This is a genomic window from Virgisporangium aliadipatigenens (assembly GCF_016863615.1).
Classification (GTDB): Bacteria; Actinomycetota; Actinomycetes; order Mycobacteriales; family Micromonosporaceae; genus Virgisporangium; species Virgisporangium aliadipatigenens.
In genome coordinates, this window is record NZ_BOPF01000003.1 from 344,200 (window position 1) to 361,947 (window position 17,748).

The 17,748-nt window shown below is 73.3% G+C and carries 23 protein-coding genes; 13 read left to right on the forward strand and 10 right to left on the reverse strand.

Features of this window, described 5'->3' with window-relative positions; genetic code table 11:
• Positions 1-4: 4 nt before the first annotated feature.
• From Val02_RS05700 to Val02_RS05710, 3 genes are read left to right on the forward strand one after another with little or no spacing between them, the layout of a single operon-like run.
• The gene (locus Val02_RS05700; RefSeq protein ID WP_203897818.1) at positions 5-232 is read left to right on the forward strand and encodes an MbtH family protein; all 228 of its coding nucleotides are present in this window, start codon (positions 5-7) and stop codon (positions 230-232) included.
• A 40-nt stretch (positions 233-272) separates the two neighbouring features.
• Positions 273-746, forward strand: a complete 474-nt coding sequence (locus tag Val02_RS05705; RefSeq protein ID WP_239152438.1) for a PaaI family thioesterase — start codon at positions 273-275, stop codon at positions 744-746.
• A gap of 49 nt (positions 747-795) precedes the next feature.
• The gene (locus Val02_RS05710) at positions 796-1,782 is read left to right on the forward strand and encodes a TauD/TfdA family dioxygenase (protein WP_203897819.1); all 987 of its coding nucleotides are present in this window, start codon (positions 796-798) and stop codon (positions 1,780-1,782) included.
• A gap of 130 nt (positions 1,783-1,912) precedes the next feature.
• Here Val02_RS05710 and Val02_RS05715 read toward each other — a convergent pair whose 3' ends face one another.
• The 4 genes from Val02_RS05715 to Val02_RS05730 are packed head-to-tail and all read right to left on the reverse strand — an operon-like array spanning position 1,913 to position 5,485.
• A complete protein-coding gene (locus Val02_RS05715; RefSeq protein ID WP_203897820.1) occupies positions 1,913-2,518 on the reverse strand; it encodes a response regulator transcription factor in 606 nt (201 codons plus the stop codon).
• The gene (locus Val02_RS05720) at positions 2,515-3,666 is read right to left on the reverse strand and encodes a sensor histidine kinase (protein WP_203897821.1); all 1,152 of its coding nucleotides are present in this window, start codon (positions 3,664-3,666) and stop codon (positions 2,515-2,517) included. The genes Val02_RS05715 and Val02_RS05720 overlap by 4 nt, the downstream gene beginning before the upstream one ends.
• A gap of 32 nt (positions 3,667-3,698) precedes the next feature.
• On the reverse strand, positions 3,699-4,574 hold the full coding sequence (locus Val02_RS05725) for an ABC transporter permease (protein ID WP_239152440.1): 876 nt from the start codon (positions 4,572-4,574) through the stop codon (positions 3,699-3,701).
• Complete coding sequence (locus Val02_RS05730) at positions 4,571-5,485, reverse strand: ABC transporter ATP-binding protein (RefSeq protein ID WP_203897822.1); 915 nt, start codon at positions 5,483-5,485, stop codon at positions 4,571-4,573. The genes Val02_RS05725 and Val02_RS05730 overlap by 4 nt, the downstream gene beginning before the upstream one ends.
• A gap of 120 nt (positions 5,486-5,605) precedes the next feature.
• On the opposite strand from Val02_RS05730, the gene Val02_RS05735 reads away from it, so the two are divergent.
• Entirely contained in the window at positions 5,606-5,788 is a 183-nt protein-coding gene (locus Val02_RS05735; protein ID WP_203898006.1) for a hypothetical protein, read from the forward strand.
• The gene (locus Val02_RS05740) at positions 5,785-6,159 is read left to right on the forward strand and encodes a hypothetical protein (RefSeq protein WP_203897823.1); all 375 of its coding nucleotides are present in this window, start codon (positions 5,785-5,787) and stop codon (positions 6,157-6,159) included. The genes Val02_RS05735 and Val02_RS05740 overlap by 4 nt, the downstream gene beginning before the upstream one ends.
• On the opposite strand, the gene Val02_RS05745 is transcribed toward Val02_RS05740, so the two are convergent.
• The 3 genes from Val02_RS05745 to Val02_RS05755 form a co-directional block, all read right to left on the reverse strand.
• Positions 6,146-6,907 carry a class I SAM-dependent methyltransferase gene (locus Val02_RS05745; protein ID WP_239152442.1) on the reverse strand — a complete coding sequence of 254 codons (762 nt, stop codon included), beginning with the start codon at positions 6,905-6,907 and terminating at the stop codon, positions 6,146-6,148. The two genes, Val02_RS05740 and Val02_RS05745, sit on opposite strands and share 14 nt — an antisense overlap.
• 63 nt (positions 6,908-6,970) lie before the next feature.
• Complete coding sequence (locus tag Val02_RS05750) at positions 6,971-8,659, reverse strand: hypothetical protein (protein WP_203897825.1); 1,689 nt, start codon at positions 8,657-8,659, stop codon at positions 6,971-6,973.
• Between the two features lie 69 nt (positions 8,660-8,728).
• Positions 8,729-9,727, reverse strand: a complete 999-nt coding sequence (locus Val02_RS05755; RefSeq protein ID WP_203897826.1) for a S41 family peptidase — start codon at positions 9,725-9,727, stop codon at positions 8,729-8,731.
• A gap of 78 nt (positions 9,728-9,805) precedes the next feature.
• Between Val02_RS05755 and Val02_RS05760 the strand changes: the two genes are divergently transcribed.
• The 4 genes from Val02_RS05760 to Val02_RS05775 are packed head-to-tail and all read left to right on the forward strand — an operon-like array spanning position 9,806 to position 12,111.
• Positions 9,806-10,246, forward strand: coding sequence for a DUF2975 domain-containing protein (locus tag Val02_RS05760; RefSeq protein WP_203897827.1), 441 nt, complete (start codon positions 9,806-9,808; stop codon positions 10,244-10,246).
• On the forward strand, positions 10,246-10,500 hold the full coding sequence (locus Val02_RS05765) for a helix-turn-helix domain-containing protein (RefSeq protein ID WP_203897828.1): 255 nt from the start codon (positions 10,246-10,248) through the stop codon (positions 10,498-10,500). Before Val02_RS05760 ends, Val02_RS05765 begins: the two co-directional genes overlap by 1 nt.
• 13 nt (positions 10,501-10,513) lie before the next feature.
• Positions 10,514-11,083, forward strand: coding sequence for a P-loop NTPase family protein (locus Val02_RS05770; RefSeq protein WP_203897829.1), 570 nt, complete (start codon positions 10,514-10,516; stop codon positions 11,081-11,083).
• A complete protein-coding gene (locus Val02_RS05775) occupies positions 11,080-12,111 on the forward strand; it encodes a hypothetical protein (protein WP_203897830.1) in 1,032 nt (343 codons plus the stop codon). The genes Val02_RS05770 and Val02_RS05775 overlap by 4 nt, the downstream gene beginning before the upstream one ends.
• Here the strand turns inward: Val02_RS05775 and Val02_RS05780 are convergent.
• Positions 12,104-13,102, reverse strand: a complete 999-nt coding sequence (locus tag Val02_RS05780; protein ID WP_203897831.1) for a glycoside hydrolase family protein — start codon at positions 13,100-13,102, stop codon at positions 12,104-12,106. The genes Val02_RS05775 and Val02_RS05780 overlap by 8 nt on opposite strands.
• A 70-nt stretch (positions 13,103-13,172) precedes the next feature.
• Here Val02_RS05780 and Val02_RS05785 point away from each other — a divergent pair, with 70 nt between their 5' ends.
• Together Val02_RS05785 and Val02_RS05790 are read left to right on the forward strand one after the other, a co-directional pair.
• Positions 13,173-14,027: an LLM class flavin-dependent oxidoreductase gene (locus Val02_RS05785; protein ID WP_203897832.1), complete on the forward strand. Its 855-nt coding sequence runs from the start codon at positions 13,173-13,175 to the stop codon at positions 14,025-14,027.
• A 47-nt stretch (positions 14,028-14,074) separates the two neighbouring features.
• Positions 14,075-14,497, forward strand: coding sequence for a nitroreductase family deazaflavin-dependent oxidoreductase (locus tag Val02_RS05790; protein WP_203897833.1), 423 nt, complete (start codon positions 14,075-14,077; stop codon positions 14,495-14,497).
• 3 nt (positions 14,498-14,500) lie between these two features.
• On the opposite strand, the gene Val02_RS05795 is transcribed toward Val02_RS05790, so the two are convergent.
• Together Val02_RS05795 and Val02_RS05800 are read right to left on the reverse strand one after the other, a co-directional pair.
• On the reverse strand, positions 14,501-15,031 hold the full coding sequence (locus Val02_RS05795) for a GNAT family N-acetyltransferase (protein ID WP_203897834.1): 531 nt from the start codon (positions 15,029-15,031) through the stop codon (positions 14,501-14,503).
• A complete protein-coding gene (locus Val02_RS05800; protein WP_203897835.1) occupies positions 15,024-15,380 on the reverse strand; it encodes a DUF427 domain-containing protein in 357 nt (118 codons plus the stop codon). Before Val02_RS05800 ends, Val02_RS05795 begins: the two co-directional genes overlap by 8 nt.
• 119 nt (positions 15,381-15,499) lie before the next feature.
• Between Val02_RS05800 and Val02_RS05805 the strand changes: the two genes are divergently transcribed.
• Together Val02_RS05805 and Val02_RS05810 are read left to right on the forward strand one after the other, a co-directional pair.
• Positions 15,500-16,252 (forward strand): ABC transporter permease, encoded by a 753-nt coding sequence (locus tag Val02_RS05805; RefSeq protein WP_239152444.1) that lies wholly within the window; start codon positions 15,500-15,502, stop codon positions 16,250-16,252.
• Between the two features lie 251 nt (positions 16,253-16,503).
• Entirely contained in the window at positions 16,504-17,733 is a 1,230-nt protein-coding gene (locus Val02_RS05810; RefSeq protein ID WP_203897836.1) for an MFS transporter, read from the forward strand.
• The last annotated feature ends 15 nt before the right edge of the window (positions 17,734-17,748 follow it).

Here is a 17,748-nt window from a genome sequence, read left to right on the forward strand (position 1 = left end):
GGAGATGCAGGATCTCGACGAGGACGACACGACCTACAAGGTGGTTGTCAACGCGGAGGAGCAGTACTCCATCTGGCCGAACGGTCGGGAGAACCCGCTGGGATGGTTCGACGTCGGACCGTCCGGGCCCAGGTCGGAGTGCCTGGCGTACATCGAGACCACGTGGACCGACATGCGTCCGTTGAGCGTGCGTCGACACATGGAACGTTCTGTCGCCGGCGAAGGTTCGTGAGGACGTCGTGCGAACGGTAGAGCGTGCGACGGACACCGCGGTGCTCGAGGAGGTGTTCGCGAAGATCGGTACCGACTTCCGGGGCACCCTGCAGGAGCGTATGCGGATCGAATTCTCCGAGGTGACGTCGCAGCGGGTTGTCGCCCGCATGCCCGTGGCGGGTAACGGGCGGTCGTTCGGGATGCTCCACGGCGGAGCGTCATGTGTGTTCGCTGAGACCATGGCGACGGTCGGGGCCGCGCTCCATGCTCCGCCCGGCCATCTGGCGATCGGAATCGAGATCAGCGCGACGCACCACCGCGCGGTGAAAGCCGGTCAGGTGACCGGCGTGGCGACAGCGGTCCACCTCGGCCGGACACTCGCGAGCTACGACGTGGTGATTTCTGACGAGCGGGAACGGCGGATCTGCACGGCGAGAGTCACGTGTCTCGTCCGGCCGGCGAAGAGCCTGCCGGTCGACGCCGTGGAGAAGTCCGACGGAGTGTCGCTCGACGCTCGGTCGGCGGACAGCTGACGTCCGCCCGCCGGGTCTGTTCCTGTCGTATCTACGGAAGGCCTTGACGATGCACACCCTCCCCGCTCCGGTGACCGTGGTGGACGTGCCGGCGGAATGGTCGGCTCGGATCCCGCGTCGGACGGAGTCGCCCTATCGCTCCGACGAGGAGTTCGAACAGTTGTGGCATCAGGCCGAGGCGCTCGGTCAGCGGCTTCCCGACCGGGTCAGGACGGCACTGAAGGAACTGCGTGATCGCCGCCTGCCGGACGGGACGCTGCTGTTGCGCGGCTTCGCCTTCGACGACGGGTCGCTCGGCCCGACACCGGACAACTGGCTGACACCCGTAGAGGAGGAACGCGGGTGGATTCCGGAGACGTGCCTTCTGGCGGTGGCCTCGGTGCTCGGCGAGGTATTCGCCTTCGCGCGACAGCACCGCGGGCGACTGATCCAGAACATGGTGCCGGTGCGCGCCGATGCCACCACGCAGAAGGGCACCGGCAGCCGCGTCTTCCTCGAGTGGCACAACGAGGACGCGTTCGACGAATTTCGGGCGGACTTCGTCGCACTGCTGTGTGTGCGGTCGGACCCCTCGGCGCGAACGGGAGTCGTCTGTGTCGACCACCTGAACCTGTCCGATCGGCACCTCGCCGTTCTCGCGCAGCCGCGCTTCGTGTTGGGCGTCGACGTGGCGAGCGGTGGCTCGGGCGGTGCGGCGGACGGGATCGTCGCGCCCATCATCGAACACGATCCGAACGGGGCCGTGACCATTCGCGTGGACACCGATCAGGTCTGGGCCGTCGACGGCGACGCGGAGGCGGCCGAGGCGTTGCGTGCCCTGATGGACGCGGTCCCCGCCGCCGCCCGCTACGTCGGGCTCCAGGCCGGCGAGGTGTTGATCATGGACAACCGTCGGACGCTGCACGGGCGTACCGCGTACGAACCCCGCTTCGACGGAACCGACAGATGGTTGCAACGCGTGAGCATCACCACCGATCTGCTTCGGTCGAGCGGACGGCGCCGGGGCTCCTCGCGGATCGTCGCGAACGCCGGCTGATCCGCGGCACGGCACACGGCTTCCGCTCTCCCGTCGGAAAGGGGCGGCCCCCGCCTGGGAGCCGCCCCGGTGTGCGAGCAGGCTCTCAGCGGGTGTGCCAGGGGGAACGCCCCAGCAGCCGGAATTCCGGTCAGATCCAGCCCAGGCGGCGGGCGATGCGGACCGCCTCGTGCCGGTTCGCCGCGCCGACCTTGCCCGCCGCCGAGGAGAGGTAGTTGCGGACCGTCCCCGGCGTCAGGGAGGCGCGCCGCGCGATCTCCTCCACCGGCGCGCCGTCGGCGGCCAGTTCGAGGACGTCGGCCTCGCGCGGGGTGAGCGGGCTGTCGCCGGCGCTGATCGCGTCCGCCGCCAGTTGCGGGTCGACGTAGCGGCCTCCACTGTGGACCGTTCGCACGACGTCGGCGAGCACCTGCGCGGAGACGGTCTTCGGCAGGAAACCCCGCACGCCGGCCGCGAGCGCGCGCTTCAGGTGCCCGGGGCGGCCGTGGCTGGTGACGATCATCGTGTGGCAGCCGGGGACGTCGGCGTGGATCGCCGTGGCCACCGCCACGCCGTCGATGTCCGGCAGTTGCAGGTCCAGCACCGCCACGTCGGGCCGCAGCGCCCGGGCCATCGACAGCGCCTCCGCGCCGGTCGCGGCCTGCGCCGTCACGTCGAGGTCCTCCTCGAGGCCGAGCAGCGCCGCCAGCGCGCCCCGGATCAGATGTTCGTCCTCCGCGAGCAGGATCTTGATCATTTGGAACGCCCCAACGGCAGCCGCGCCGTCAACCGGAAACGCTCGGGCGCCGGCCGTTCGGTGTGCACCGTGCCGCCGAGGGTCATGAGGCGTTCGGCCAGGCCGGCCAGGCCCGAGCCGTTCGCGCCGTCCACTGTGGACACGCCGTCGTTCTCCATCGTCAGGGTCACCCGGGCCGCCGCGCGTTCCAGCCGCACGGTGCAGGTCTTCGCCTCGCTGTGGCGCAGGACGTTGGTGCTGCCCTCGCGCACCACCCAGCCGAGCGCGGCCTGCACCGGCTCCGGCAGTCCGGTGCCGTCGTCGCCCTCGATCTCGCACTCCACCCCGGCGGCCGAGAGCACGGCGCGGGCACCCGCCAGTTCGCTGCGCAGGTCGGTCTCCCGGTAGCCGCGCACCACCTCGCGCATCTCCGTCAGCGAACGTTCCGCCAGGCGGCGGATCTCCTGGACCTCGGCCAGCGCGCCGTCGTGGCCGCGGCGGGTCAGCTCCGCGGCCAGTTCGCTCTTGATGGCGATCACGCTCAGGTCGCGGCCCACGACGTCGTGCAGATCCCGCGCGAAGCGAAGCCGCTCCTCCGCGACCGCCAGCCGGGCCTCGGTCCGCTTGGTGGCGTCGAGCCGGCGCACCGTCACCAGCATCCACAGCGACACCCGGAACGTCACCACCGTCAGCGAGAGCAGCAGGACGACCAGGAGCGCCGCGGCCATCGCCTCGTCCGGCCGCGCACCGAGCAGGAGCACGACCGCGCCCGTTCCCACGGAAAGAAGAGCGCCCGAAGCGACCACCGTGCGTAGCGGCAGACAGACCGACAGGGCGGTGACAAAGGCGCCGATCACCGACACCCCGACGAACACGGCGCTGTTCCCGTCCGGCGCGAGTACCACGCCCGCCACGGCGAGTGCGGCGGTGCTGACCGCGCCCGCCGTCAGCCAGCGCGTCGACAGCGGCCGATCCGCCAGGTGGTGCCGCAGGCCGTCGCGGATCAGGAACCCGCAGACCACCGCGTGCAGCGCGCTCGCCGTCACCAGCACGGGCTTCGAGGCGTGCGGATCCGACTCGGTCGCCGACAGCACCAGCATCGGCTCCCACAGACCGACGAAGTACATCGAGACGCGGGTGTACAGGTCGAAGCGCGCCGTCGCGCCCATGCTCCGCCAGCGGTGGAGCAACCGTCGGGGGTTCAACGGCGCGGCTCCCACCGGAAGAACCGGCGCACCGTCCACACCCCCACCCCGATCCACGCGACCAGCACCGCCAGCGGCAGACCCGCGGGGCGCAACGTTCCGACGAAATCTACCGGCGCGCGCTCGCCCGTGGTGCCTACCCAGCCGAGCCGCATCAGCTCCATCACCGGCGTCAACGGCAGGAACCGGGCGATCTCCGGCACCGGATCCGGCCACTGCGTGGCGGGGAAGACGACGCCGGAGGCGAACAGGCAGATCAGCACCAGCGGCATGGTCGTCAACTGTGCCAGTTCGGTGCTGCGGGTGAAGACCGAACTGGCCGCCGCCAGCAGCCAGAACACGACGAGGCCGCCGAGCATCCCGAGGAGCATCAGCGGCGCGTTCACCGGCACCGGCAGGTCCAGCAGCAGCGCGCCCACCGGGACGGCGACGGCCATCTGGATCAGCGCGCCGGCCACCGCCGGGACCGCCGTGCCGGCGAGAATCTCCGCGTCGGTGCACTCGCCGGTGCGCAGCCGCTTGAGCACGAGTTCCTCGCGGCGGGCCACGTAGGCAGTGGCGAGGTTGTAGTAGACGACGTACAGCAGCAGGAATCCGGCGAGGCCGGTCAGCGAGTACGCCCGCGCCGCCATGCCGATGTCGAGGTCCTCCAGGATCGGCGCGAAGAGGAACAGGCTTCCGATCGGGAGGAGCAGTGCCGTGCCGAGGGCGAGGCGGTTGCGCAGCAGGAGGAGGAGTTCGGCGCGGGCGAGCGCGGTGATCCGGCGCCGCACGCCGGCGGTTCGCCCGTTCCGGCCGGTGTCCCGTGCGCCCATGTCGTCACCCGTCCCGCTCACGGTGCTGTCTCGCACCGCGGTGTCTCTTTCGGTCATGCCGGCACCTCTTCCGCGATCGCCATGAACGCCTCGTCCAGGGAGGCCTCCCGGGCGTCCAGCCCGTCCAGGGTGATGCCGAGCCGCTGCGCCCAGGTCAGCAGCGCGGTCAGGGTCTCCTGCAGCGCGTCCGTGCGGATGGTCACCCGGCCGCCGGTGGTGGTGCTGTCGCGCACGCCGGGCAGTTCCGGGAGGGCGGGGACGCCGTCCGCCGCGAAGCCGATCCGCGCCGGGTACCGGCGGACCAGTTCGCCGATGGTGCCGTGCGCGGCGATCCGGCCCCGGTGCATGATCGCCACCCGGTCCGCCAGCTCCTGCGCCTCGGTCAGGTAGTGCGTCGTCAGCAGGATCGTCGTGCCGCCCGCGCGCAGCGCCCGGATCAACTCCCAGGCGTTCTGCCGGCTCTGCGGGTCCAGGCCGGTCGTCGGCTCGTCCAGGAAGAGCACGTCCGGCCGGCCCAGAACGGCGAGGGCCAGGTCGAGGCGACGGCGTTCGCCGCCGGACAGCTGCTGCACCGGGGTGCTCGCGCGGTGCGCCAGGTCCACCAGCTCCAGCGTCGGCGCCACGGAACGCGGCCGGGTCAGCGTGCCCGCCCACATCCGCGCCGTCTCGGCGACCGTGAGCGTCGACGGGAAGCCGCCCTCCTGCAGCATCACGCCGATGCGGGGGCGCACGGCGCGGCGTTCGCGGAACGGGTCGTGCCCCAGCACCCGCACCTGCCCGCCGGTGGCCGGCGCCAGCCCCTCCAGCACCTCCATCGTGGAGGTCTTGCCCGCGCCGTTCGTGCCGAGCAGGGCGAACAGCTCACCCTCGGCGACCGCGAACGACACGTCCCGCACGGCTTCGTAGCCGCCCGACGCCCCGTAGCGGCGGCGCAGGCCGCGCGCCTCGACCACTCCTGTCCCGTTCATGCACACAGTCAACGGGCTGCGCGGGGGCGGCCGTAGTGCGCCGGTACACCGGTTCCGATGACAAATGTCAGCGGTCGCGGGGGACGCGGGGGTGGCCGGGGGCGGGGTAATCTGGCGGGCATGAATTCCGAGCGCGCTTCCGCCGACGAGACCGACGCGATGCTGGCCGCCGCCGGCATCACGGTCACGGCCGAGGGGCGCGAGCGGGCCCGGGCGCGGCTGCGGGCCGCCGACGAGCGGATGACACCAGAGGCGTGGGAGCGACTGCGCGCACGGTTGGGCCGCGCCGCCGACGCGGCGTGAAGTACCCCGTCCGCCTCGTCCTCGACACCACCGCGATGCTGGCCTTCACCGACGGTTCGGTAGCCGTCGGTGAGACCATCCGCGAGGTCGTCGACGAGGACGCCGGCTACGCGCTGCCGCACCTGTGCCTGGCCGAGGCCGTGGCGCTGATCGACGGGGAGCGGCTGCCGCTGCTGCACCTGCTCGCCCAGCACACCCACGCGACGGTCGAGCCGGCCGACGACGACTGGGAGGCACTCGGGCTCGCCACCCGGACCTTCGGCACGTCGGCCCGGGGTTCGGCCGTCGCGGCCACCACCCGCCACCGCGCGTACCTGCTCACCGCGACACCGGCCGACTACGGGGAGATGGACGCCGTCATTCCGGTGTGAGGGCTCCGGGCTTGACGGCCTCGATGAGGAAGCGTTCCGAGTGGGCGACGAACGGCCCCTCGGCCGCGATCCGCCCGTGCAGCCTACGCAGCGGCTCCCGGTACTTCTCGACCGTGAACCCCGGCACGATCCAGATCACCTTGCGCAGGAACGCGATCACGGCCGCCACGTCGAAGAACTGCATCCGCAGCGACTCCGCCTCGAGCCGCCGCACGTCCAGTCCGGCGGCGGTCGCCGCGGCCCGGGCGCGGGCGGGCTCCCGGGCGGGGTCCACCGGCCGCGGGCCCATCATCGCGTCGGCGAGCTCCCGCACCGTCCCGGCGCCCACCTGCTGCGACAGGTAGACGCCGCCGGGCGCCAGCACGCGGGCCACCTCGTCCCACCGGACGGTCACCGGATGGCGGCTGACCACCAGGTCGAACGAGCCGTCCGGGAACGGCAGGTCGGCGTCCTCGCCCACCTCCACCACCGTCGCGCCGAGCGGGGCGAGCCGCTCGCGGGCGAGGGCGGCGTTCGGCGGCCAGCCCTCCGTGGCGAACAGGTGCGGCGGCGGCCGGTCGATGCCGGCGAGCACCTCGCCGCCGCCGGTCTGCAGGTCGAGCGCGCGGCCGGCCGCGGCCATCCGCGCGCCCATCAGAGCGGCGTAGCCCCACGACGGGCGTTCCTCGGTGGCGCGGCCGGCGAACCAGCCGAAGTCCCACCCCTCGACCGGCACGGCCGCGCCCTCGGCGACGAGTTCATCGAACACGTCCCGGAGTGTGCATCCCGGTGTCCGGACCGGCAACGGGGTTTCGGGAACTCGGCCGGGCCCTTACCCCGAGGGGCTGGGTGACGGGGCCGGGGCCGGCGACTCACCGGCCCGGCGCCGGTCCTCCTCCAGCGCCTTGAACGCGCACTCCCGCAGCTGTTCGCGGGTCGCCTTGGTGAAGTCGGCGCAGGGCGAGGCGGCACCGGCGTCGGCGACCGGCTGGCCGTCGGCGACGTTCAGCACGGTGATCCGCTTCGTCTCGTCGACCGGCACCGTGAACACGTACTTCACCGTGCCGTTGACCTCCCCGTACGCCTGCCAGTTGGCCGCGTCCAGCGGCAGGAACTCCACCACCCGGCCGCCCGCCGGATAGAACCCGGGATCCGCCGACAGGTACGTCTTGATGCGGTTCTCCATGCGGGTGAGCGTGACGATGCGCGGGTCGTTGTCGTCGAGCACGTAGATGCGTTGGGTGTTGAGCCGGCCGTCGGCGACCTCGTCGGCCGGCATCACGCTGTACGCCACGAACTGCTGCGAGTCGGAGCCGCGCGACACCAGCGGCGACACCCGGTAGATGCGCCCGTCCGCGCGGCTGCGCAGCAGGAAGTCGGAGGCGTTGCCCAACTGGGTCGTCGCGGTCGTCGGCTCGAACCCGAAACCGCCCCGGTTGTGGAACCGCTCCCCGGCGGCCCACGCGCTCATCTGCCGCTGCTTTGCCACGAGGGTGATCGGGTAGGCGGGCCCCGGCAGTTCCCCTGCGGAGACCCTGGAACGGTGCGACAACCGCACGTGGCCCTCGCGGCCCTGCACGACGAGCACGCCGGCCGGGCGCAGCACGGTCCGCTGGCGGGACGCGACCTGCCGCGTGACCGGGATGACCACCTTCGGTTCTGACCCGTCGCAGTAGCCCCAGATGTCCTCGTCGTCGTAGATCAGGTGCGGGTACTCGCCGGCGATCAGGTCGCGCAGGTTGCGGCTCCACTTGCCGTTGAACGCCTTGTCCAGCGCGTACTGCCCCTCGAACGCGCAGGACGCCGGCGCCCCCCGCCCGTCCCACTCGACGACGCTGTGCAGCGGCTTGTTGTTCTTGCCGTCCCGCACGGCCGAGACCCGCACGTCGCCGGCCCCGCGGTAGAGGTAGGTGACGGTGTCGTCGCGGAGGTCCGTGTTGCCGGCCGAGGGCGAGTTGGTTTTCATCTGGAACGTCGCACCGGCGATCGACACCACCCGCGGCTCCCAGTCGGTCGGCAGGTCGCCACGCGAGACGCACCCGGTGACGTCGTGCCGTCCGACGAGTTCGCACCGGCCCGTGCCGCCGTCGGACTCACGGGTCAGGTCGGCGATGAAGCTCGGCGCGTGGGCCGGGTCGCGCACCATGAACACGGTCGCGTCGGCGTATCCGCGCCCCTCGTCCTTGGCGTTGTCGTTGATGCCCCGCACGACCTGGACGCCGCACGCGAGACACACCACCACGGCGGCGGTGACGACGTACGGGTTGTTGTCCTCGAAGTCGTGGTCGGTCGCGACGGCCGCGCCGAGCATGGCCCACGCGATCAGCAGCAGGTAGCCGGGCGCGGTGGCGTGCAGCAGGTCCGCCCCGCCGGGGAAGAACCACCGCTGGCCGAGCACCAGGAACTCGTGCGTGGCCACCCACTCGCCGCCGGACCAGGCCATCGCGGCGAGGAACCACACCCCCCACAGGATCCCGGCCAGGATGAACGGCGCGGCGAGCCACCACAGAAAGCGTTTCACAATCGTGAATGTAGAAAGCCGCTGCCAGGGCGCCGCGGCGCGCTCGGCGGACGCGCGACATGGGTCTGATCAGCAGCCCGTCCGGCCGTTCAGCCACGCGACGGCGGTGTCCAGCGCGGGGTCGTCGGAGCCGGGAAGGTTCGCCGGGTACTCGTCGGGCGCGATCGGGCCGGCGCCGTAGACGCGGCCGGTGCGGTCGGCGTCGTTCGCCACGGTCAGCGTCAGGATCGCGCCGTCCGACAGGGTGAACGCCATGTTGGCCGTCGCGAGCCCCGCCGTCGGACGGCCGAACACCCGCGTCCGCGGCCGCCCCCGGAAGGCGATCAGGACGGCCTCGCCCGCGCTCGCCGTGCGCGAACCGGTCAGCACGGCCACCGGCGGCGCCGGCCGGCGCAGGGTGTGGCCGTTGCGCCACCGGGTGAATAGCGGCGTGTCGCCGGAGAACGGTGCGCCGTCGCGGGTCCCCCACGGGGTGCGGGTGCCGTCGGCGAAGGCGAACCAGCCGTGCGTGCCGTCGCCGAGCAGCGGCGCCACGGTGGTGAGCATCGGCCACATGTTGCCGCCGGTGTCGGCGCGCAGGTCGACGATCCAGCCGCACGGTCCGGCCGCGTCCAGGGCGGCGACGACGGCCGCGCCCGCGGCGGCGTAGCGGCTGTTGTCGTCGTCGGTGCCGAGCAGGCCGGGCAGGGTGACGTACGCGAGCCTGCCGACGGTCCGGCCGGTCGGCACCGCCACCGCGACAGGCGCCGGTGGTGCCCAGCCCGGGGCGGCCGGCGCCGGCGGGACGAACGACGTGTGCGGGTTGCCGAGCGCGGCGATCGCCCGCTGGATCGCCGGGTAGGTGTCGGCGGTGCTCCGCGCGCCCGCGATCTGCCGGCGCAGCGCGTGGCGCAACGCCCGCCAGTCCACCCGGTGCGTGTCGAGGGCGTTCGTGGCGAGGAGGCGCAGGGCCTCGTCGAGGTAGCGCGCCGCGACCGTCTCCGGCGGTGTCCGGCCGGCGGCCTGCAACAGGGCGAGCACCAGCAGGGAACCGGCGGCCGCGCGGCCCATGGCGCCCGTGATGCCCATGAGCCCCATCATGCCAGCCTTGACATCGAGCCGTGTCTTATCGATCCTCGATATATCGACCAACGATAAGGACCGATCATGCGAAGCGTCGCGCCCGCCCTGCGGGGCCTGCTGGTGCTGATGTCCGCGCGGCAGCTGGTGGTGCTCGGCCTCGCCTGGCAGGACGCCACCCTCGACGGGCCGCCGCTCCCGCGCCTGCTGCGCGACCTGGTGGCGCACGGCGCGGTCACCGCCGTCGTCGCGCTCGCCCTGCTGTGGCAGGCGTGGCGGCTGGTCGACCGGATGACCGTGGCGCAGCCGTTCACCGTGGCCAACGCGCGCGGGCTGCGCCGGCTCGGGATCGCGGTGCTCGCCGGCGGGGCGTTCGCGGAGGCGGTGCGGTTCGCGGCCGAGACGGCGATGCGCGGGGAGGGGCAGCCGGGCTGGTGGTGGCTGCCGCTCGGGAGCGCGTTCGTGGCCTTCGGGCGGGTCGTGGAGCACGGCCGCACCGTGCGCGCCGACCTGGACGGCCTCGTCTGATGCCGCCCGAGGAGGAGCACCGGGTCGCCGTTCACCTCGACGCGCTGCTCGACGCGCGCGGCATGACCCTTACCGAGCTGGCCGACCGGGTCGGGCTCACCCTGGCCAACCTCTCCGTGCTGAAGAACGGCCGGGCGCGCGCGATCCGGTTCAGCACGCTGACCGCGCTCTGCGACGCGCTCGACTGCCAGCCGGGCGAGCTGTTCTCGGTCGCCCGGCCGGTGAAACGCCGCGGGGGAGCCCGTCGCCGGTAGGTAGGGTGAGGCGGTGCCGTTGCTCGGAGCCGCCGACCCGTTGCCGCGCCGGCCGTTGCGGGTGGTGGTCGCGGGCACGTCGGGCGCCGGCAAGACGACGACGGTGCGGCGGATCGCCGAGGTGACCGGTGCGCCGCACGTGGAGATCGACGGGCTGTTCCACGGCCCCGGCTGGGTGCCGCGACCGAGCTTCGTCGCCGACGTGGACGCGTTCACCGCCGGGCCCGCGTGGGTCACCGAGTGGCAGTACTCCGAGGTCCGCGCGCGGCTGGCCGCCCGCGCCGACCTGTTCGTCTGGCTGGACCTCCCGCGTGCGACCGTCATGCGGCAGGTGGTGCGGCGCACCGTTCGCCGCCGGTTGCGTCACGAGATCCTGTGGAACGGCAATGTCGAACCGCCGCTGCACACCGTCCTCACCGATCCGGAGCACGTCGTGCGCTGGGCGTGGAGCACCTACCGGCGCAACCGGGTGCGCGCGGCCGCCCTGTCGCTGCGCCGGCCGGAGCTGACGATCGTGCGCCTGCGCAGTCACCGCCAGGTCGCGCGCTGGATCGACGGCCCGCTGAGCGGCTCCGTCGGGTGAGCCTCGACGCGACCCGCCGGGTGCTCGCCGGCCGCGGCTGGGAGCCGACCCTGCGCGCCCTGTATCCGGCGTACGAGCCGGTGCGCTTCGGCGGCCGGACCTTCCCGGTGACGGTCCGGCCGGTGCCGCCCGGTACGGACCTCGACGCGGTCCTCGGCGACCTCGACCCGACACCGCCACCCGGTTTCGACGCGTCGTTCGATCCGCGCGGCGCCGCGGAGTACCGCGCGTACGCCGCCGCCCCGCCCCGGCAGGGCCTGCACGACGGCCCCACGTACGCGGCCGTGCGGGTGCGCGACACGGCGGACGGCCCGCGCGTCGACGCCCGCCCCGGCTCGTACTTCGCCTCCCTGGCGACGGCCGAGGCGCTCGAACGGGAGTTCGTCGAGGCGCTCGCCGCCGACCCCGACCGCCCGGTGCCGCCGGCCGACCTGCCGCGCCGCGCCTGGCTGCACGAACGGCTCGCCGATCCGGTGCGCGACGGGCGGTTCCGCGCCGGTGCGCTCTCCGTCGCGACGACCGTGCTCCTGCCGCGCCCCGGCGGCCACGCGGCCCTGCTCGTGCGGCGCTCGTGGCGGGTGCGCACCCATCCGGGGTTCCTGCACGTGGCGCCGGCCGGGATCCTCGCGCCGCCGGATCGCTCGCACTGGCGGGAGGGCTTCTCGGTCCGGCAGACCGTCTACCGCGAGTTCGCCGAGGAACTCTTCGGCCTCGACCTGGAGACCACGCCCGAGGCCGGCCTGCTCGACAGCGCACCGGTGCGGGCCCTGCTCGACGGCGGCGCGGCCGAACTCCACCTCTGCGGCGTCTCGGTGCCGCTGCTGCACCTGCGCCCGGAGATCTGCGTGCTGCTGCGCGTGCACGACCCGGCCCTGCTGCGCGGCACCCGCAACTGGGAGGTGGGCCGCGTCCTGGAACTCCCGCTGGACGAGGAGTTCCGGCCGCTGGAGGACGTCACGCCCGACCTGATCCCCGCGGCGGCCGGAGCGCTGAGGCTGGCCCGGTCCCAGGTGACGGCACTCAGTTGACAGCCCGGTAGGCCGCGCCCACCTCGGTCGTGGTGCTGCCGCTGGAGTACAGCCCCGTGCTGTTGGCCTCCTTGGCCGGCAACGAGAACCACGCGTAACGCTCCACATAGGACAGTGACTGCAGCATGGCCGTCGCCCCCTTGACGAACGCCACCTGCTGCGCCTGCGTCGGCACCACGGCCCCGCTGCTCTCGAAGCGCATCAGCGCGAACTCCGTGAGCCAGATCGGCTTGCGGTACCGGTTGTACACGGCCTCGATGTACCCGCGCAGCTGCCCGACGGCCGCCGCGGAGAAGTCCCCGCCGTACCAGTGCAGGGTGATGAAGTCCACCCGGTACCCACGCGCGTTGGCGCCGTTCATGAACGTGTCGAGCCATCCGCCGGCCCGGTCCCCGCCGAACGCCACCGACGGGCTGCCCAGCCGCATCCCGGTGCCCTGCAACTGCGGCCACAGCTCCAGGGCCTTCTCCGGCGACATGTTCGCCTGCTCCTTGAAGTCCGGCTCGTTGAAGCCCAGCAGGTGCGTGCCCTGGCCCTTGACGGCGTTAAGGGTCGAGGCGTTGACGTTGGCCGCGCCCCAGATCATCGGCACGAACTCCACGCCGGGGTTGCTGTTCGTCTTCGTCCGGTTCGGCGACCAGTTGTAGTACCAGGAGACCCGAACATCCTTCAGCGCCTGCTCGTTGCCGCCGAAGTCGTAGGTGCTCACGCCCTTCTTGCTGCCGGCGGGCGGCGGGGGCAGCGGCGCGTTCGGCGACGGCCGGGGGCTGGTCCCCGCGGAGGCGGACGGGGCCGCGCTCGACGGCGCCGCGCTCGCGGACGGATCCGGCGCGCCGCCGGTCACCTCGACGGAGGGGCCGGCCGTGGTGGGCGCGGCGGACCCCGCGGCCGGCTTCGGCGGGCGGCTCGTCCCGCAGGCCGCGACGGCGAGGGCGGTCACCGCGACGACGGCGCCGGCGACCAGGGCGAGACGGGTCCGGGAGAGCTTCATCGCCAGCGACGATAAGGCGAGATCACCGAGCCGTCCCAGAGCCCTAAGTCCCAGTTGATAGGTTTGCCGCGTGCGGATCGGTGTGAACGTCCCCAACTTCGGCCCCGGTACCGATCCCCAGGTGCTCGGTCGTTGGGCGCAGACGGTCGAGGGCTTCGGATACGACGCGCTGTTCGTCTCCGACCACGTGGTGATCACTCCCGACGTGGCGGCCCAGTACCCGGCGCCGTTCTACGAGCCGTTCACCACGCTGTCGTGGCTGGCCGGGCGCACCGGGCGGATCCGGCTCGGCACCACGGTGCTGATCGCGCCGTACCGGCATCCGCTGCTGGTGGCGCGCATGGCGGCCAATCTCGACCGGCTCAGCGGAGGCCGGCTGATCCTGGGTGTGGGCATCGGCTGGGCGCGCGGGGAGTTCGCGGCGCTCGGGGTGCCGTTCGAGCGGCGCGGCGCGCTCACCGACGAGGCCCTGACCGCGATCCGCACGGCCTGGAAGGACACCGACGACTACCGGGTCGGGCAGGTGCCGCTCTGGGTCGGCGGCAACAGCGACGCGGGCATCCGCCGGGCGGTGCGCCTCGGCGACGCGTGGCACCCGCTGCGCACGACGCTGCCGTGGCTGCGCGAGGGCGCGAAGCGGCTGCGGGCCGTCGCCCGGGAGGAGGGCCGCGCGGTGCCGGCGTTCGCGCCCCGGATCGTGCTGCGCCTGACGGACACCCCGGTCACCGGCGACGAGCGGCTCGCGGGGGAGGGGACGATCGACCAGGTCGTCGATGACCTGTGGGAACTTCGTGCGGCCGGCGCGACCGACGTCGTCCTCGACCCGTTCCAGGGAGATCCGGCGGAGACCCTGCGCCCCGAGCCGGCGTGGCGGATGCTGGCGGCCGTGGCCGAGGCCTGGGAGTTGGACGGCACAGAGCCCTGAGGGCGTTCGACCGATTGGGCACTAGGGAAATGGGTAGTGTCCCGTGCATGACGTCTGCGATCGACCTGCACGGAGCCCCGCACGTCGCCCGCTACCTCGAGACGGACGGCGAGGACGGCTACCACTGGCGCAACGGGACCACGATCCTGATCCTCTTCACCAAGGGCCGGCGCACCGGCGAGCAGCGCTCCAACGCCCTGATCTTCCGCGAGTACGGCGACAACGCCTACACCGTCGTGGCCTCGAAGGGCGGCTCGGACACCCCGCCGGCCTGGTTCGTGAACCTGACGGCCGACCCCGACGTCGAGGTGCAGATCAAGGGCGAGCGCTTCCGCGCGCGGGCCCGGGTCGCCACCCCGCAGGAGAAGCCCGCCCTCTGGGCGAACATGGTCGAGGCCTGGCCGGACTACGACGACTACACCACGCGGACCGCACGCGAGATCCCCGTCGTCGTCCTCGAACGGGTCTGAGCCTCACTCGTGGCTGCTGCGCAGCGGATCCGTGCGCAGCAGCCCGTAGAGCACGCCGTCGCGCCACTGCCCGTCGCGGAACTCGGCCGCCCGCACCGTCGCCTCCCGGGTGAACCCGACCTTCTCCAGGGCGCGCTGCTCGGCGATGTTCTCCGGATGGGTGCCGGCCTCGATCTTCCACGCCGGACTGTGCGTGAACAGGTACTCGCAGAGCAGCGACTGGGCCCGCCATCCGACGCCCCGGCCGCGCCACTCCGGCAGCAGCGCGATGCCGATCGTCCAGTGCTGCGGCACGTCGCTGACCGACCCGGCCCGGTACGACACGAACCCGGCCGCCTCGCCCGTGACCTCCACGATCAGCCGACCGTCCTGGGGACCGACATAGCCGTCCTCCGCGAACCGGCGCGCGGGCGCCTCCGGATCGCTGAAGCCCCGCCAGTCCAGCCCGATCAGCCCCGGCTCCACGACGAACCGGCGCATCATCGCCACGTCCTCCTGGGTCAGCGGCCGCAGCCGGACGGCCGGGTCAGGCAACGCCGACCGCCACCTTGTTCGGGTAGAACGCCACGTGCCCCGCGATCTCCTGCACCGCCGGGTACGGCTCCCGGTACTCCCAGACGGCGTCGGTGATCTCGCCCTCCGGCGTGACGACGCTGTAGTACGAGGCGTCGCCCTTGTACGGGCAGTACGTGCTCGTCGCGGTGCGCTTGAGCACGGCCGGATCGACTGCGGTCAGCGGAACGTAGTACACCACCGGATACGTCGACTCCCGCAGCGCGAGCGCCTCGGTGGTGTCGACGATGACCCGCCCGCCGGCGCGCACCGTGACCCGCGTGCCGGCCGGGGCGACCGTGATCGGATGGTCCGGACCGGGAGTCTTCATGCGACCTCTCCTCTTCCTACGGACGGTTCCAACGGACGGCGGCCTTCGCAACTCGGCGGGCCCGCGCTGCGAACCTATCTCGCCCGGCGGAGTAGGTTGCCGGCCCGGGAGGTGACCACATGGCGGGCACGGTGCCGATCGGGGCGACGCTGGCGGTGGTGCTCGTGGCGTTGACGCTGGTCGCGGCGGGGGCGGCCCGGCTCGGCGGCCTGCCGGTGTGGGGCGCGGTCCTGCGCGCCAACACCCGGGCCGTGCTCCAGCTCACGGTCGTCTCGCTGGTGATCGTGGGAGTGTTGCGATCGTGGTGGCTCACGGCGGCGTTCGGCCTGCTCATGTACGGGGTCGCGGCGTTCACCTCGGGGCGGCGGATCGGCGCCGGCGCCGGCCTGAACGCCGCGCTCCTGGCGATCGGTGCCGGGGTGGCGCCGGTGCTGGCCGTTCTTCTCTCGACGGGTCTGGTACCGCTGAAACCGGTCGCGGTGGTGCCGATCGTCGGGATCCTCGTCGGCGGGGCGATGACCGCCACGTCACTGTCCGGCCGCCGCGCGCTCGACGAGCTGGCGACCCGCCACGGGGAGTACGAGGCGGCGCTGGCGCTCGGCTTCACCGAACGGGACGCCGCGCTCGAGGTGTGCCGCCCGCCGGCCGCGCAGGGGCTGGTGCCGGCGTTGGACCAGACCCGGACGGTGGGGCTGGTGACGCTTCCGGGGGCGTTCGTCGGGGCGTTGCTGGGCGGGGCCGGGCCGGTCCAGGCGGGGGCGATCCAGCTGCTCGTTCTGGTCGCCCTGCTCGCCGTCGAGACGACAGCCGTCCTCGTGGTGGTCGAACTGGTCGCCCGGCGCATCCTCCGCCGGGACCCTGCGGGCGGCTGACGCCGGGCGGGCGGCCCGCCACGGCGAGACCGGCCGGTCGTGTGGCGCTTTCGTCGGCCCGACCCGACGCGGTTAACGGACGCGGGCGGGCGCGTCGTCGGCGGTGCGGTTCCGGCGACGCGGCGCGGTGTGCGCGAGGCGCGTTGTCGGCGGTGTGGTTTCGGCAGCGAGGTGAGCGGATGCGCGCGAGGCGCGGTGGTGGCCGGTCGGTGCCGGTGGGCTTGCGGCCGGAGCGGTTAGTGGGGGAGCGGATGAGGGTCGGGGGCAGCGGGTCACCCGGGGCGGCGGCCGAGCCGGACGCGGTGGGCGGCGCGACGGGGGTGCGGGTGCGGCGTGGGGTGGGGGTGCTGGCCGGGGCGGCGATCGTTCTGGCGGCGCTCAACCTGCGGCCCGCCGTGACCAGCATCGGGCCGGTGCTCGCCGAGCTGCGCGCCGACCTGGGCATGAGCGCGGCGGTCGCGGGCCTGCTGACGTCGGTGCCGGTGGCGTGCTTCGCACTCGTGGGCTTCGCGGCGCCACGACTCGCGCGCCGGGTGGGTGCCGTCGTCGCCGTCGCGGCCGGCACCGTGGCGACCGCGGTCGGCGTGGCGGCGCGGCCGTTCGCGCCGGGGACCGCCGCGTTCGTGGCGTGGAGCGTGCTCGCGCTGGCCGGCATCGCCGTCGTGAACGTCCTCCTGCCGGCCGTCGTCAAGGAGTTCTTCCCGGCCCGGGTGGGCCGCCTGACCGGCCTGTACTCGATGGCGCTCAACCTCGGCGCGGCGACGGCGGCGGCCGCCACGGTGCCGATCGCGCACGCGGCGGGCGGCTCGTGGCGTTCCGGCCTCGGCGCCTGGGCCGTCCTGGCGGTGCTGGCCGTGCCGCCCTGGCTGGCGCTGACCCGCACCCGCACCGCCCGCGCCCGCAACACCGAACGCGCGAGCGTGGCGCGCCACCCCGTGGCCTGGGCGCTGGCCGTGTACTTCGGACTCCAGGCGACGGCCGCGTACGTGGTGATCGGCTGGCTGCCGCAGATGTTCCGGGACGCCGGCATCCCGCAGGCGGCCGCCGGCCTGCTCTTCTCGATGACGGCCGTGCTGGGCGTGCCGCTGTCGCTGCTGCTGTCGGCCGTGGTGGACCGCATGCGCGGGCAGAGCGCGCTCGCGGCCGTGCTGTGCGGGTTCGGGCTGTGCGGATACGCCGGGCTGTATGCGGCTCCGGCCGCCGCGCCGTGGCTCTGGGCGGTGCTGCTCGGCGTGGCGAACTGCTCGTTCCCGCTGGCGCTCACGATGATCGGCCTGCGCGGGAGCGACGGGGCGAGGGTGGTGGCGCTGTCGGCGTTCGCACAGGGGACGGGGTATCTGCTGTCGATACCCGGCCCGCTGGTGGTGGGCGCGCTGTACGGATACACCGGTGACTGGCGCTGGCCGCTGGCGTTCCTGGTGGCGCTGATGGTGCCGCAGTGCGTGGCCGGGATCTTCGCCGGCCGCGACCGGCCCGTGTAAGCGGAGGGTTCACTC

Bases quoted from the DNA above. Each gene is read 5' to 3' on its own strand.
- Val02_RS05735 (WP_203898006.1), top strand. From the start codon at position 5,606: ATGAATTCCGAGCGCGCTTCCGCCGACGAGACCGACGCGATGCTGGCC.
- Val02_RS05810 (WP_203897836.1), top strand. From the start codon at position 16,504: ATGAGGGTCGGGGGCAGCGGGTCACCCGGGGCGGCGGCCGAGCCGGAC.
- Val02_RS05790 (WP_203897833.1), top strand. From the start codon at position 14,075: ATGACGTCTGCGATCGACCTGCACGGAGCCCCGCACGTCGCCCGCTAC.
- Val02_RS05725 (WP_239152440.1), bottom strand. From the start codon at position 4,574: ATGACCGAAAGAGACACCGCGGTGCGAGACAGCACCGTGAGCGGGACG.
- Val02_RS05730 (WP_203897822.1), bottom strand. From the start codon at position 5,485: ATGAACGGGACAGGAGTGGTCGAGGCGCGCGGCCTGCGCCGCCGCTAC.
- Val02_RS05715 (WP_203897820.1), bottom strand. From the start codon at position 2,518: ATGATCAAGATCCTGCTCGCGGAGGACGAACATCTGATCCGGGGCGCG.
- Val02_RS05765 (WP_203897828.1), top strand. From the start codon at position 10,246: ATGCCGCCCGAGGAGGAGCACCGGGTCGCCGTTCACCTCGACGCGCTG.
- Val02_RS05800 (WP_203897835.1), bottom strand. From the start codon at position 15,380: ATGAAGACTCCCGGTCCGGACCATCCGATCACGGTCGCCCCGGCCGGC.
- Val02_RS05805 (WP_239152444.1), top strand. From the start codon at position 15,500: ATGGCGGGCACGGTGCCGATCGGGGCGACGCTGGCGGTGGTGCTCGTG.
- Val02_RS05700 (WP_203897818.1), top strand. From the start codon at position 5: ATGCAGGATCTCGACGAGGACGACACGACCTACAAGGTGGTTGTCAAC.
- Val02_RS05760 (WP_203897827.1), top strand. From the start codon at position 9,806: ATGCGAAGCGTCGCGCCCGCCCTGCGGGGCCTGCTGGTGCTGATGTCC.
- Val02_RS05780 (WP_203897831.1), bottom strand. From the start codon at position 13,102: ATGAAGCTCTCCCGGACCCGTCTCGCCCTGGTCGCCGGCGCCGTCGTC.
- Val02_RS05720 (WP_203897821.1), bottom strand. From the start codon at position 3,666: ATGGGCGCGACGGCGCGCTTCGACCTGTACACCCGCGTCTCGATGTAC.
- Val02_RS05755 (WP_203897826.1), bottom strand. From the start codon at position 9,727: ATGGGCATCACGGGCGCCATGGGCCGCGCGGCCGCCGGTTCCCTGCTG.
- Val02_RS05710 (WP_203897819.1), top strand. From the start codon at position 796: ATGCACACCCTCCCCGCTCCGGTGACCGTGGTGGACGTGCCGGCGGAA.